The sequence below is a fragment of the Franzmannia pantelleriensis genome, from assembly GCF_900102875.1.
GTDB classification, from domain to species: domain Bacteria; phylum Pseudomonadota; class Gammaproteobacteria; order Pseudomonadales; family Halomonadaceae; genus Franzmannia; species Franzmannia pantelleriensis.
This window is the reverse complement of sequence record NZ_FNGH01000001.1, coordinates 1-14903: the sequence shown is the minus strand read 5'-3', so window position 1 is coordinate 14903 and position 14903 is coordinate 1. Positions and strand designations below refer to the sequence as shown.

The following is a 14903-nucleotide window of genomic DNA, read 5'->3' as shown; positions in this document are numbered from 1 at the left end:
GGCGGTTCTCCTGGCTGACCGCGGCCCGATGTCTCCGGGGGAGAGCACATCGGCCGACGGAAGCGTGACTCGGTGACGCGAGGGGTTGTCCGGTGCCTCAGTGCACCGGCGCATCATCCTCGCTAGTGCTCTCGACGCGCTGCTCGGCCGGGTCGCCCTTGGGCTGGGCGCCGACGCGCTCGCCACCGCGGGCCAGTCGGCTGAGGCGATTGAAATTGCGCATCGACTGCAGGTGGATATACAGCAGCTCCAGCTCGTCGTTGGCCAGCATCGCCTTCAAGGCATTGTCGTCTATGCCCTTGAGCTTGGCGCGATTGACCGCCTTGAAGCCGGTCAGGGTGCGCGAACCACCCTCGCCCTGGCGCACCTGGGCCTGGACATCCTCGAGCAGGTCGAGCTCCAGCAGACGCTTGCCAAAGGCACGGGTGCGTTGAAAGTGCGCCTGGTAGTCCTGAAGGAAGCTGAGCACCCGCTCCAGGTACTGGGTGCGCTGACCGTCACTGTCGAAGAAACGCTCCCCCTTGCCCTCGGCGTTGATGCCTTCGTAGGAGGCATCGATGCACAGGGTGAAGGTCTTGCCCTCTTCGCTCGAGGCAAACACGAACGGATAGCGGCGCAGGAAGGCCGGCACGTACTCACCACGCCATTGGCCATCGGCGTCCACCATCAGATTGCTGTCCTGGGCCAGGCCCAGCACCGCCACCGGAAGCACGCCGTCGTCGGTGTCGGTGAAGACGATCGGCAGATCGGTGCCGGCGGCGGGAAATTCGCCAGCCATCAACGGCACCGAATTGACCTCGGCGGCGAAGCCGAAGTCCTGGCTGACCTTGAGTGACAGGTCACCGTGCTTGTCGCGGGTGATGGGTTGCACGTTGCGGTAGATAAGAAGTTGCGTTGCCATGTGGTCCGCTTCCTTTTTAATGGTCAGTGGCCGGAATCATGCTTCCGGCTGATACTAGCTCTCGATCGCGTTCAGGGCTGCTGCGCCTGACCACTCTCGTCAGCCTTTGAGTCGGGCGACAGTACACGCCCGCCGTAGTAACAGGTGAAGAAGGGTTGGCTATCGTGCCCCAGGCCGAGGGAGACGTTGCTCAGACGCTCAGCGCCATGACGAGCGACCCAGTCCACCAGTGTCTGCTGCGGTGCCGCTTGCCACTCACGCGCCAAGGCCATCATCAGCCCGGCGATGGTGCCCAGAGGAAGATCTGCCTCGTGCAGGTGCACGTTGAGGGATCTCCGCGGCGTCGACTGCCTGGCTAGCCACTCGTCGATCGCTACCGTCATGGGCGGCCACGGGTAATGCTTGAGGGCTGCGCTGATCTCGAGCTGCTCTATTAACTCACCCACCAGCGCTGGCATGGCCTGGGTCGTCTGACGTATGGCGGCGCGTGCTGCCCCGGCCGAGGGTAGGATGACGTAGTCAGAGCAGGCCGCAGCAGGCTCACCGGCATGCCACTTCCAGGCACGATACTGCACGTGGTGCGAGGTGCTGCCATCGAGCCGTTCCGGCATAGGAAACTCCCAGTACACCTTGCAGCGCTGCCCCTCCAAGCCAAGATGCAGGTATTGCACATGTACGGGGTCATAGTCGGCCATGAAGGTCTCAAGATCCGCCGCCGGCATGTCCAGGCGGCAAAGCAGACGCCCCAATGCCTCCAACGTACCTGGGGTACCGAGCACGCTGCCCGGTACGCCAAAGAGCGCTCGCTCGCTCTGCCACCTCACCGGAGCGCACTTCACCGAATGCTCATGAAAATATGGCACCCGCAGCCCGACGAGAAAGTCCAGGATGCAAGCCTGGAGCTCTGGCGAAGAAGGGCCGCTTGGCTTAGAAACGGTTGTGGACATGCATATCTACCGGGTCATCCAGCAAGGCATCAACCTGCTGCAGATCGTCTGCATTGATGACCCCCGCGGCATGCCGCAAGCGCAGCACACCCAGCAGGTAGTCGTAGCGGGCACCCGCCAGTTCGCTGCGGGCAAAGAACAGCTCGCGCTCGGCATCGAGCAGGTCGAGCAGCGGCGTCACGCCGGATTCATACCCCACCTGACGTGACTCGACGATGCGCTGGTTGGTGCGCAGCGATTCGCTCAGCGCGCGCTCACGGGACATGGCGGTGAGGATCCCCTGATAGCCGGCGCGCACTTCGCGGCTGAGTTCACGACGTACCTGATCGTACCGGGAGCGGCTCACCTCGATCAGCTGTTCACCCTCGCGCACCTGAGAAGACACCATGCCACCGCTGTAGATGGGAATATTCAGGTCGAGACGCGCAATTTGGGTTTCCACCTGGCTGCCGCCGCCGAACAGCGAGCCCTCGGTATCGTCGTTTTCGTAGCTGACGGTCAGCCCCAGCGTCGGCAGGTGACCGCCGCGCCGTACCCGCACCTCCTGGTTGGCGACCTCCATCGCTAGTTCCGCGGCCTGCAGGCGGGGGTTGCGCTCCAGCCCCAGGCGCGTCCACTCATCCTGGTCGTCAGGGTCGGGGCGCTCCAGCTCGAGATCGTCACGCACTGGCTTGAGACGGTCCGGCAAGGAGCCGGTCACCTCTTCCAGGCCGTTCAAGGCATCGCGCAGCGAGTTTTCGACCTCGAGCTCGCGCGACTCCACCTGCAGCAGCCGCGACTCGGCGTCGAGCAGATCGACCTCGCGGGACAGGCCATCCTCGTAGCGCGCGCGGGCCTCGGACAGGTTGGTTTCGACCTGCTCCTTTTCGGCCTGCAGGAAGGTCAGGTTCTCGTAGAGTGCCAGGGCATCGAAGTAGCGCTCGGCAACGCGCAGCACCAGATCCTGGCGCGCCACTTCCAGCTCGGATGCCGCCTGCTGGGTTTCGGTGTCGGCCTGGCGGAACGCTGCCCAGCGCGAGTAGTCGTAAACAGATTGTTCGAGGGAGATACCGTAGACGGTGGTAGGAAAGCTAGTGCTCCCGCTGTCAAACACCTCATTATCGGTGCTGACGATATTCTGGGAGGTGTCGGTATAGCTGGCATTGGCCGAGACCTGCGGCAACAGTGCAGCGCGGGCCTGGTCGTAGCGTTCGTCGGTGGCGAGCTTGCCGAAGAAGTCCGCCTGGAACTGCGGGTCGTTCTGCCTTGCCAGCTCATGGGCCTGCATCAGACTGGTTGCCGATGCCGTCGGCGCAGCCAGTAGTGAGGCCACCGCTAGCGTCAGCAGATAACGGCGGGGGTGTGCCCTGCTCATTGTTGTACCACTCCTCGAGACGAGGCTCCCTGCGTTGGAGCGCGCGTGTAAGTAACACGGTTTTACAAATTAGCTATTTCCGTCATTCTAACGACTGAGATACCCGTCGGCGCGACACTCTGTTCCAAACATCACGCCAGATTGTCCGCAGCGCGGGAGCCAAGCATGGCAGCGAGCATGTGACCGATACGCAGGAGAAGCGGCGTGCCAGGATCCAATAACACGAACTATCTCGACCAATCGTTACCGCATGTTCACTTCAGCACCCGCGATCTGGACCGCGAGCACAGATCACAAGCCTGGCGTGATATCGCCGACCCCTTCTTTCACGTCGATCCAGACAGCAGCGATATCATCGAGGGGGAGATCGACTCCTACCTGTTCGGCGACTGGATGCTGGGCACGATTCGCTGCAACAGTCATCGCTTCTTTCGTCAGGCGTCGCTGGCGCCCAGCGAGGGACTCAATTACTACTTCATTCAGGTCTACCGCTACGGCCGGCTCGAGGGGCAATGCGGCGACACCAACCTGAACGCACGCCCGGGCGACGTCAGCTTTCTCGATACCCGACAGCTGATCGATCTCGAAGCCACGTCAATGGAGAGCCTGACCTTGATCCTGCCGCGCTACGATCTGGGGCTCGACGTCAATGAGACGGATCTGCACGGTACGCTACTGCCCCGGGAGCAGCCGCTGACCAAGTTGATCACGGCCCACCTCGAAGCGCTCTGCGCGCAGCTGCCGCAACTGACACAGCGCGACGTCCCGCGCCTGCAGCCCTGCACTCGCAATCTGCTCGCCTCGGGCATCGATCCGGCAGAATGCACCTCAGGGCACCTGTCGCCCTCGGCCCAGAGCCTCAAGCAGCGCCTGCACGCCTTCATCGACCGCCACCTGACCGACCCAGGGCTGGGACCGGCCATGCTGCTCGATGCCTTCAGCATCTCGCGCACTACCCTGTATCGCGCCTTCGGCAAGCCGGGCGTCAGCGACTATATCCGCTATCGGCGGCTCGAATCGGCGCTGCGCGACATGCGCAACCAGCCCCAGGAGCCGGTCAGCCAGGTCGCCTTCCGCTGGGGGTTCGCCAACGAGCGGCAGTTCCAGCGCGCCTTTCAGGCGCACTTCGGCATGTCGCCGATAGAGGCCCGCGAACAGGGTGACCTGCTGCTGCAACGCACCTCACCGGCCATCGCGATTCAGGAGACCCTGCTCTACTGGTCCAGGTACCGCCAGACGTGATACGTGGGCATCGTCCAGGCATAAAAAAACGCCGCCTCCCGAAGGAGGCGGCGTCTTTCGATCTGGCTGATCGAAGGACTATCGCGCTAGGCGATCAGTCCTGACCCATCTGCTGCTTGATCAGGTCGCCGATGGTGGTCGCGCCACCGCTCTCGGGACTCTCTTCGCGCAGCTTCTTGAGGTTCTGACGGGTGTCGTCCTGATCCTTGGCCTTGATCGACAGGTTGATCGCACGGTTCTTACGATCGACACCGACGATGCGGGCTTCGACGCTGTCGCCTTCGCTCAGCACGTTGCGCGCGTCTTCGACGCGGTCGGCGCTGATCTCGGAGGCCTTGAGGACGGCAACGACATCGGTCGCCAGCTCGACGTGGGCTTCCTTGGCATCGACTTCGACCACGCGGCCGGTGACCACGGCGCCCTTGTCATTGACAGCCAGGAACTCGGAGACCGGATCGGTTTCGAGCTGCTTGATGCCCAGCGAGATGCGCTCACGCTCCGGATCGATGGAGAGGATGACCGCTTCGGCTTCGTCGCCCTTCTTGAACTGACGTACGGCTTCTTCGCCGGTCTCGGTCCAGGAGATGTCGGACAGGTGCACCAGACCATCGATGCCGCCTTCCAGGCCGATGAAGATGCCGAAGTCGGTGATCGACTTGATGCTGCCGGCAACGCGGTCACCCTTGTTGTAGCGCGCGCTGAAGTCTTCCCACGGGTTGGTGGTGCACTGCTTGATACCCAGGGAGATACGACGACGCTCCTCGTCGATATCCAGCACCATGACGTCGACATCGTCACCCACCTGCACGACCTTGGAGGGGTGGATGTTCTTGTTGGTCCAGTCCATTTCGGAGACGTGAACCAGACCCTCGACGCCCTCTTCCAGCTCGGCGAAGCAGCCGTAGTCGGTGAGGTTGGTAACGCGGGCGTTGACCTTGGTGCCTTCCGGGTAGCGACCGGTGATGTTGACCCAGGGATCTTCGCCGAGCTGCTTGAGGCCCAGCGAGACGCGGTTGCGCTCACGGTCGAACTTCAGCACCTTGACGTTGATCTCGTCACCCACGGCGACGATCTCGGACGGATGCTTGATGCGCTTCCAAGCCATGTCGGTGATGTGCAGCAGGCCGTCAACGCCGCCGAGGTCGACGAAGGCGCCGTAGTCGGTGAGGTTCTTGACGATACCCTTGATCTGCTGGCCTTCCTGGAGGGTGGCGAGCAGCGCTTCACGCTCGGCGCTGTTCTCGGCTTCGAGAACGGCACGGCGAGACACGACCACGTTGTTGCGCTTGGCGTCGAGCTTGATGACCTTGAAGTCCAGCTCTTTGTGCTCGAGGTGCGTGGTGTCGCGCACCGGACGCACGTCGACCAGCGAACCCGGCAGGAAGGCGCGGATGGAGGCGACGTCGACGGTGAAGCCACCCTTGACCTTGCCGTTGATCACGCCTTTGACAATCTCTTCTTTCTCGAAGGCGGCTTCCAGCTCTTTCCACGCTTCGGCACGCTTGGCCTTCTCGCGGGACAGGCGGGTCTCGCCGAAGCCATCTTCGACGGCTTCCAGGGCGACCTTGACTTCGTCGCCGACGGCAATGGTCAGTTCGCCATTGTCGTCACGGAATTGGGAAACGGGGATCTGACCTTCGGACTTCAGGCCGGCATTGACGGTGACCCAGTCACCTTCGATGTCGACGACGGTGGCCATGACGATGGCACCCGCCTCCATGTTGATGTCCTGGAGAGACTGTTCAAATAACTCAGCAAAGCTTTCGCTCATGATGTTCCTGTGATCAACGTTTTAATGGCGGCGTACCGCCTTCTCCGTACCACCAGCGAGTACGGGCCTACTGCAATGATCCCCGGGGACGTTGGCGCTGGTTCGACCTGGCCTGGCTTTCTGAAATGAGACTGCCGTGCCACGTCATGACGTCTTGCCGGGGGCTCCGTCATGGATCGTCAGGCGACGCGCCGATGCCACGCTGGGCGAGCAGCTGCGTCAACCGATCCACCACTTCCGGTATGGTCAGGCGCGTGGTGTCAAGCGTGATGGCATCATCTGCCGGCTTGAGCGGCGCCACGCTGCGCTGCATGTCGCGTGCGTCGCGTGCCTGAATCTCTTTTAAAAGACTCGATAGACTAGCATTCACACCGCTTTCCTGCAACTGCAAGTGGCGGCGTCGCGCGCGCTCCTCAGCGGACGCCGTGAGGAAAATCTTCAGCGGCGCGCCAGGGAATACCACGGTGCCCATGTCGCGTCCGTCGGCGACCAGTCCCGGCGCCACGGCGAAGTCGCTCTGGCGCGTGAGCAGCGCCTCGCGCACCGGGTTGAGCGCCGCCACCTGGGAGGCGCGATCGCCGGCCTGCTCGGTGCGAATCGCGCGGGTCACGTCCTCGCCCTCAAGCATCACCTGGGGCTCGCCGTCGGCAACCAGGAATTCGACGTCGAGGCTAGCGGCCAGGCGCGCCAGGCCGGCTTCATCGTCCAGCGCCACCGCATGCTTGGCGGCGGCCTGGGCGGTAAGGCGATACAGCGCGCCCGAGTCGAGCAGGTGCCAGCCGAGACGCTCGGCGACCAGGCGACTGATGGTGCCCTTGCCGGCGCCACCGGGGCCGTCGATGGTCAGCACCGGTGCCTGGGTGGCGGTATCGCTCATGCGCCCTCCCCGTGCTCTCCCGCTGGCTCCTCGGTCAGGCTCAGGCCGACCTTGGCGGCCAGATCGATAAAGCCGGGGAAAGAAGTCGCCACGTTGGCACAGTCGTCGATGACGATATCGTCTGCGGCGCGCAGCGCGGCGATGCTGAAGGCCATGGCGATGCGGTGGTCGCCGAGGCTGTCGATGCGCCCACCGCCGTAGCTGGGGCCGTTGCTGCCCTCGCCGGCGGCACGCCCAACGATATCGATGCCGTCGTCATACAGGGTGTTGTCGACGCCCAGCGCCGTCAGGCCGTCGGCCATCGCCTGCAGGCGGTCCGACTCCTTGACCCGCAGCTCCTCGGCGCCGCGCAGGCGCGTGGTGCCTTCGGCATTGGCCGCGGCGATAAACAGCGCCGGAAACTCATCGATGGCCAGCGGCACCTGGTCCTGGGGAATCTCGATGCCCTTGAGCGGCGTATAGCGCACGCGAATGTCGGCCACCGGCTCGCCGCCCACCTCGGCCTGATTGGTAAGCTCGAGGTCGGCGCCCATGGCCTGGAGGATATTGATCACGCCGATGCGGGTCGGGTTGATGCCGACGTGCTCGAGGGTCAGGTCGGCGCCTGGGGTGATCGCCGCCGCCACCAGGAAGAAGGTCGCCGAGGAGATGTCCGAAGGCACGTCGATGGGGCCGGCGGTCAGGCGAGCGCCGCCCTCCAGCCAGCAGGTATCGCCGTCGCGGTGGACCGGGTAGCCGAAGCCGTTGAGCATGCGCTCGGTGTGGTCGCGGGTCGGCGCCGGCTCGCGCACCCGGGTCACGCCCTCGGCGTACATCCCCGCCAGCAGCAGGCACGACTTGACCTGGGCGCTGGCCATCGGCATGTCGTAGCTGATGCCGCGCAGGGTGCGCCCGCCCTTGATCTTGAGCGGCGGCCGCCCGCCCTCCTGGGTGTCGATCTCGGCGCCCATCAGGCGCAGCGGGTCGGCCACGCGACCCATCGGCCGCTTGGTCAGCGAGGCATCGCCAATCAGTTCGCTGTCGAAGGCCTGCCCGGCCAGCAGCCCCGCAAAAAGCCGCATGGCGGTGCCGGCGTTGCCAACGTAGAGCGGCCCGGCGGGCGCCTTGAGGCCGTGCATGCCGACCCCGTGAATGGTCACCCGGCCCTGATGCGGCCCTTCGATGGCCACCCCCATCTCGCGGAAGGCCTGCAGGGTGGCCAGGCTGTCCTCACCCTCGAGGAAGCCCTTGATCTCGGTGACACCCTCGGCCAGGGCGCCGAGCATGATCGAACGGTGCGAGACCGACTTGTCGCCGGGCACGCGAATGCGGCCGGACACGGAGCCACCGGGAGCCGCCCGATAGCGAAGCGCTTGCTGTTGCATGGTGTGATCACTCACCTGGTAACGGGTCTTGTTGAGTAGCGTATCGAAATAGTGCCGGGCATGGCTGGCACGGTCGATGGTGGCCAGCATGGCGTCACCGTCACTGGCCTCTACCTCGCGGCGCAGCCTCGCCAGGCCGGCTTCGAAGTCGTCCAGCGCCTCCAGCACCGCACCTCGGTTGGCGGTAAAGATGTCGCGCCACATTACCGGGTCGCTGCCGGCGATGCGGGTGAAATCGCGAAAGCCGCCGGCGGCGTAGCGAAAGATCTCCAGCCGATCGTCCTGGCGCGCCAGGGTATCGACCAGCGAGAAGGCCAGCAGATGCGGCAGATGGCTGGTGCGTGCCAGCACCTCGTCGTGACGCGCGACCTCCATCTCCAGCACCTCTGCCCCGCACGCCTGCCACAGCGCACGCACCCGGGCCAGGGCCTGCGGCGCGGTGTCATGCTGCGGGGTGAGGATGACCTTGTGATGACGGTAGAGGGTCGGATTGGCGGCCGCCACGCCGCTCTTCTCGGAGCCGGCGATGGGATGCCCCAGCACCAGCTGCGGCGGCACCCGCCCGAAGGCGCGGATGGCGCAGTCGCGAATCGCCGCCTTGGTGCTGCCGACGTCGGTGAGCACCGGCCAGCGGTGCTCAGGGCGCTTGGCCAGTGCCTCAGCAAGCGTGGCCATCACCGCATCCATGGCCAGCACCGGCACCGCCAGCACCACCAGGCTTGCCCCCTCGAGCTGCTCATCGAGTCGCACGCCGCCGCTGTCGATCAACCCCATCTCGATGCCGCGGGCGATCTCGTCCGGGTCGCGGTCGCAGGCGACGATCTCGCCGCCTGCACCTGCGGCCTTGAGCGCCGCGGCCAGCGAGCCGCCGATCAGACCGAGACCGACGATCACGATCCGCGTTTCCTGCACGCCTGTTTCCTGCATGCCTAGAGCACGCCCATCGGGTAAGAGCCTAGCACCTTGAGGTCGGCGGCGCGCAGCCGTACTTCTTCGAGCACCGCGGCGACCCGCGGCTCGTCGCGGTGGCCCTTGAAGTCGATGAAGAACACGTAGTTCCACACGCCACTGCGCGACGGCCGGGTCTCGAGGCGGGTCAGGTCGATGGCGTGGCGATGGAACGGCTCGAGCAGCTCGTGCAGCGCACCCGGCTGGTTGCGCATGGCCACCACCACCGAGGTCTTGTCCTCGCCGGACATGGGTACGTCGTGGTTGCCGATGATCAGGAAGCGCGTGGAGTTGTCGGGGCTGTCCTCGATCTTCTCGGCGATGCGCTCCAGGTCATACAGCTTGGCTGCCATGTCGCCGGCGATCGCCGCGCTGTGCCACTCGGTTTTGACCAGCTTGGCGGCCTCGGCGTTGGAGGCCACCGCCACCCGCTCGGCATGAGGGTAGTGGGCATCCAGCCACTTACGGCACTGGGCGAAGGACTGCGGGTGGGAGTAGATCCGCGACACCTTGTCCTTGCGGGTGTTGCTCGACACCAGCAGGTGGTGGTGAATGCGCAGCACTGCTTCACCGCAGATGCGCATCGAGGAATCCATGAAGGAGTCGAGGGTATGATTGACCACCCCCTCGGTGGAGTTCTCCACCGGCACCACGCCGTAGTGTACGGCACCCGCCTCGACCTCGCGGAACACCTCGTCGATGGCCGCCATCGGCAGGCTCACCGCGCTGTGGCCGAAGTGCTTGAGCGCGGCCTGCTGGGTAAAGGTGCCCTCGGGACCGAGGTAGGCGACCTTGACCGGCTGCTCCAGCGCCAGGCAGGCCGACATGATCTCGCGGAACAGCCGCGCCATTTCCTCGCTGTCCAGCGGGCCGTCGTTGAGCGCCATGATGCGTCGCAGCACCTGGGCTTCGCGCTCGGGCCGGTAGAAGACCGTGGCGGGGTCCTGCTGGGTCTTGATATCCGCCACCTGCTTGGCACAGCTGGCGCGCTCGCTGATCAGACGCAGAATATCGCTGTCCAGCGCGTCGATGCGCTCACGCAGCGCCTCGAGCTGGCTTGGGGTGTCGCTCATTGTCATCCCCTTCTGTGTTCGAAATCGGTCATGAAGTCGATCAGCGCATCGACGCCCGCTTCCGGCACCGCGTTGTACAGGCTGGCGCGCATGCCGCCAACGCTGCGATGGCCCTTGAGGTTGAGCAGCCCGGCTGCATCGGCTTCGGCCAGGAACGGCGCGTTGAGCGCGTCATCAGCGAGCACGAAGGGCACGTTCATGCGCGAGCGGTTGTGCGGCGCTATCGGGTTGGAATAGAAATCGCTGGCATCGATGGCGGCGTAGAGCTTGGCTGCCTTGCGGTCGTTGATGGCGTTCATCGCCGCCAGGCCGCCGATGTCCTGCTTGAGCCACTGGAACACCAGGCCGGCCAGGTACCAGGCGTAGGTCGCCGGGGTGTTGAACATCGAGCCGTTCTCGGCCATCACCTTGTAGTTGAACATGGTCGGCGTCTCGGGGCGCGCCCGCTCGAGCAGGTCGTCGCGCACGATGACCAGCGTTAGCCCGGCCGGGCCGATGTTCTTCTGCGCGCCGGCATACAGCACGCCGAATTTCGACACGTCCAGCGGACCGGAGAGGATCGACGACGACATGTCGCACACCAGTGGCGCGTTGACCTCGGGGATATAGTCGAACTCGAGCCCGCCGATGGTCTCGTTGGCGGTGTAGTGCAGGTAGGCGGCATCGGAGGAGAGCTGGATCTCCTCGGGGCGCGGCACGGCGGTGAGGCCGTTGCCTTCGCTTGACGCCGCGACATGCGCCCCGGCCAGGTGCTGGGCCTCGCTGATCGCCTTCTTGCCCCAGATACCGGTGTACAGATAGTTGGGCGTGCCGCCGCGGCCCAGCAGGTTGTAGGGCAGCATGGCGAACTGCATCGAGGCGCCGCCCTGCAGGAACAGCACCCGGTAGTCGTCGGGGATCGCCAGCAGTTCACGAAGGTCGGCCTCGGCCTGCTCGGCGATCGCCGTGAACTCTGGGCTGCGGTGGCTCATCTCCATCACCGACAGGCCGCGGCCCTGGTAATCGAGCAGCTCATCGCGGGCGCGTTCGAGTACCGCCTGGGGTAGCGCCGCGGGACCGGCGCAGAAGTTGAAGTGACGTGTCATCAGCGTGAGTCCAGATCCTCTGTAATGGGTCCTTGTGGGGGCAACCCCTTCGCGACTGAAGTCGCTCCTACATTTGCCAGGGGCGACTCTCCTCTGTGGAAGCGAATCCATTCGCGATCTATGGGAGCGGTTTTAACCGCGATGTAGCGCGCAGCGCTACCAGGCAGACCACTCCCATCGCGACTGACGTCGCTCCTACATTGGCCAATGGCGCCGCTCCCTGTGGGAGCGAATTCATTCGCGATCTGTGGGAGCGGTTTTTAACCGCGATGTAGCGCGCAGCGCTACCAAGCAGACCACTCCCATCGCGACTGACGTCGCTCCTACATTGGCCAGGGCGACTCTCCCCTGTGGGAGCGAATTCATTCGCGATCTATGGGAGCGGTTTTTAACCGCGATGTAGCGCGCAGCGCTACCAGGCAGACCACTCCCATCGCGACTGACGTCGCTCCTACATTGGCCTTGGCGCTACTCTTCACCAGCACCTTCAGCGTCGACGGCCTCCTCGTCAGCCATGTCATCCGACGGCTCGTCGATTCGCACGGTCTTGACCAGTTTCTCGTCGTTGCCGAGGCGGATCAGCATCACGCCCTGGGTGTTGCGCGAGGTGATCGAGACCTCGTCGACGCGGGTGCGCACCAGGGTGCCTCGGTCGGTGATCAGCATCATCTCGTCGGCGGAGTAGACCTGCATCGCCGCTACCAGGGCGCCGTTACGCTCGCTGGTCTGCATCGCGATCACGCCCTGCCCGCCGCGCCCGCGCAGCGGGAACTCCTCGAGACGGGTACGCTTGCCATAGCCGTTCTCGGAAGCGGTGAGGATATAGATCTGGCCGCCGTTGCCGTTCTCGCTGACCACGCCATTCTCGTCCTCGGCCTCGAGGTCGGCCTCGGCGTCGATCTGCTGGCTCTGGGGAATGATCAGGCTGATCACCTGAGCACCGCCCTGCAGACGCATGCCGCGGACGCCGCGGGCGGTGCGGCCCATGGCACGTACGTTACTTTCCTCGAAGCGGATCGCCTTGCCGTTGGACGACAGCAGCATGGCGTGGTCGCTGCCGGAGGTGATGGCGGCGCCGACCAGGCGGTCGTCCTCTTCGAGGTCGATGGCGATCAGGCCCACGCTGCGCGGCCGTGAGAACTGGTCGAGGCTGGTACGCTTGACGGTGCCCTTGGCGGTGGCAAAGAAGATGTAGCTGTCGGCGCGGTAGTCGCGCACCGGCAGGATGGCGTTGATCGCCTCGTCTTCGTCCAGCGGCAGCAGGTTGACCAGCGGTTTGCCCCGCGAGCCACGGCTGGCGTTGGGCATCTCGTAGACCTTGAGCCAGTAGACCTTGCCCTTGTTGGAGAACAGCAGCACGGTGTCGTGGGTCGAGGCCACCAGCAGGTGCTCGATGACGTCCTCGTCCTTCATGGCGGTGGCCGACTTGCCGCGCCCGCCGCGGCGCTGGGCCTGGTAGTCCGACAGCGGCTGGGTCTTGGCATAGCCCGAGCGCGACAGGGTGACCACCATGTCCTCCTCGGCGATCAGATCTTCGATGCGCAGGTCGAGGTGGCTGGCCTGAATCTCGGTGCGGCGTGCGTCGCCGAACTGGTCGCGCACCGCGGTGAGCTCTTCACGGATCACCTCGAGCAGGCGGTCGGCGGAGGCCAGGATCTCGCTGAGCTCGGCGATCTGCTCGAGGATCTTCAGGTACTCGTCGAGCAGCTTCTCGGTCTCGAGGCCGGTCAGGCGGTGCAGCCGCAACTCGAGAATCGCCTGGGCCTGGGCCGGCGACAGCCGATACTCTTTGCCGGCCTGGTCGAGCCCGAAGCCCTCCTCGAGGTCTTCCGGCTTGCACGAGGTGGCGCCGGCGCGCTCGAGCATGCCGGTGACCTGCCCCGGCTGCCACACTGCAGCCAGCAGCTTCTCCTTGGCCTCAGCGGCGCTCGGCGAGGCCTTGATCAGTTCGATCACCTCGTCGATGTTGGAGATGGCAACCGCCAAGCCCTCGAGAATATGGCCACGCTCGCGGGCCTTGCGCAGCTCGAAGATGGTGCGCCGGGTGACCACTTCGCGGCGGTGACGAATGAACGCCTCGAGCACTTCCTTGAGGTTGAGGATCTTCGGCTGGCCGTCCTCGATGGCGACCATGTTGATGCCGAAGACGTTCTGCAGCTGGGTCTGAGCGAACAGGTTATTGACCACCACCTCGCCGGACTCGCCGCGCTTGACCTCTATCACCACCCGCAGGCCGTCCTTGTCGGACTCGTCGCGCAGCTCGGCGATGCCGTCGATCTTCTTGTCCTTGACCAGCTCGGCGATCTTCTCGATCAGCCGCGCCTTGTTCACCTGGTACGGCAGCTCGGTGACGATGATGTGGTCGCGGCCGGTCTTCTCATCGTGCTCGATGGTGTGCAGGGCGCGCACATAGATGCGCCCGCGGCCGGTGCGATAGGCCTCGAGAATGCCGGCACGGCCATTGATGATCCCCCCGGTGGGGAAGTCAGGGCCTGGGACGTGCTCCATCAGGTCGTCGACCGTCAGGGTGTAGTCGTCGATCAGCGCCAGGCAGGCGCTGATGATCTCGTTCATGTTGTGGGGCGGGATGTTGGTCGCCATGCCCACGGCGATGCCCGAGGAGCCGTTGATCAGCAGGTTGGGCACCTTGGTCGGCAGCACGTCGGGGATACGCTCGGTGCCGTCGTAGTTGTCGACCCAGTCGACGGTCTCCTTGTCGAGGTCGGCCAGCAGCTCGTGGGCCAGGCGCGCCATGCGCACCTCGGTGTAACGCATGGCGGCGGCGTTGTCGCCGTCGATGGAGCCGAAGTTGCCCTGGCCGTCGACCAGCACATGACGCATCGAAAAATGCTGCGCCATACGCACGATGGTGTCGTAGACGGCACTGTCACCATGGGGGTGATACTTACCGATCACGTCGCCAACGACACGCGCCGATTTCTTGTAGGGTTTGTTCCAGTCGTTGCTGAGCTCGTTCATGGCGAACAGCACGCGACGGTGAACCGGCTTGAGGCCATCACGCACGTCAGGCAGTGCTCGGCCGATGATCACGCTCATTGCGTAATCGAGGTACGACTGCTTCAGCTCGTCCTCGATGTTGACTGGCAGAATCTCTCTGGCAATGTCACCCATGGGTCGTCAAATCCTTTGCACTGCGACAGGTTGGCGCTACGGGATGCTTTTGGTATAGCCGCGTAACAGCAGAGCCGGAGTATATCACCGAGCGCCGGCCAAAGGCAGCCGCCGGCCACTGGCGCGACTGCCCCTGTAGGAGCGAATTCATTCGCGATGCAGCGCGCAGCGCTGCCGGACCCAGCCAGCCCCATCGCGGCTGAAGCCGC

10 protein-coding genes are annotated in these 14903 nt (G+C 64.7%); 1 reads left to right on the top strand and 9 read right to left on the bottom strand.

Annotated elements, in window-relative coordinates:
* Positions 1–97: 97 nt before the first annotated feature.
* From BLT16_RS00050 to BLT16_RS00040, 3 genes are all read right to left on the bottom strand, one after another.
* Positions 98–901: a SapC family protein gene (locus BLT16_RS00050; RefSeq protein ID WP_089656398.1), complete on the bottom strand. Its 804-nt coding sequence runs from the start codon at positions 899–901 to the stop codon at positions 98–100.
* A gap of 71 nt (positions 902–972) precedes the next feature.
* The gene (locus BLT16_RS00045) at positions 973–1740 is read right to left on the bottom strand and encodes a hypothetical protein (RefSeq protein WP_089656397.1); all 768 of its coding nucleotides are present in this window, start codon (positions 1738–1740) and stop codon (positions 973–975) included.
* 88 nt (positions 1741–1828) lie between these two features.
* Positions 1829–3202 carry a TolC family outer membrane protein gene (locus BLT16_RS00040; protein WP_089656396.1) on the bottom strand — a complete coding sequence of 458 codons (1374 nt, stop codon included), beginning with the start codon at positions 3200–3202 and terminating at the stop codon, positions 1829–1831.
* A gap of 204 nt (positions 3203–3406) precedes the next feature.
* Between BLT16_RS00040 and BLT16_RS00035 the strand changes: the two genes are divergently transcribed.
* Positions 3407–4444: a helix-turn-helix domain-containing protein gene (locus tag BLT16_RS00035; RefSeq protein ID WP_089656395.1), complete on the top strand. Its 1038-nt coding sequence runs from the start codon at positions 3407–3409 to the stop codon at positions 4442–4444.
* Positions 4445–4538: 94 nt separating this feature from the next.
* On the opposite strand, the gene rpsA is transcribed toward BLT16_RS00035, so the two are convergent.
* From rpsA to gyrA, 6 genes are all read right to left on the bottom strand, one after another.
* On the bottom strand, positions 4539–6215 hold the full coding sequence (rpsA, locus tag BLT16_RS00030; RefSeq protein WP_089656394.1) for a 30S ribosomal protein S1: 1677 nt from the start codon (positions 6213–6215) through the stop codon (positions 4539–4541).
* A 169-nt stretch (positions 6216–6384) separates the two neighbouring features.
* The gene (gene cmk, locus BLT16_RS00025) at positions 6385–7092 is read right to left on the bottom strand and encodes a (d)CMP kinase (RefSeq protein ID WP_089656393.1); all 708 of its coding nucleotides are present in this window, start codon (positions 7090–7092) and stop codon (positions 6385–6387) included.
* Positions 7089–9383, bottom strand: coding sequence for a bifunctional prephenate dehydrogenase/3-phosphoshikimate 1-carboxyvinyltransferase (locus BLT16_RS00020; protein ID WP_089656392.1), 2295 nt, complete (start codon positions 9381–9383; stop codon positions 7089–7091). The genes cmk and BLT16_RS00020 overlap by 4 nt, the downstream gene beginning before the upstream one ends.
* Positions 9384–9385: 2 nt before the next feature.
* Positions 9386–10477, bottom strand: coding sequence for a prephenate dehydratase (gene pheA, locus BLT16_RS00015; protein ID WP_089656391.1), 1092 nt, complete (start codon positions 10475–10477; stop codon positions 9386–9388).
* Positions 10478–10479: 2 nt separating this feature from the next.
* Positions 10480–11562, bottom strand: coding sequence for a 3-phosphoserine/phosphohydroxythreonine transaminase (serC, locus tag BLT16_RS00010; RefSeq protein ID WP_089656390.1), 1083 nt, complete (start codon positions 11560–11562; stop codon positions 10480–10482).
* Between the two features lie 468 nt (positions 11563–12030).
* Positions 12031–14694 (bottom strand): DNA gyrase subunit A, encoded by a 2664-nt coding sequence (gyrA, locus tag BLT16_RS00005; protein ID WP_089656389.1) that lies wholly within the window; start codon positions 14692–14694, stop codon positions 12031–12033.
* Positions 14695–14903: the final 209 nt, after the last annotated feature.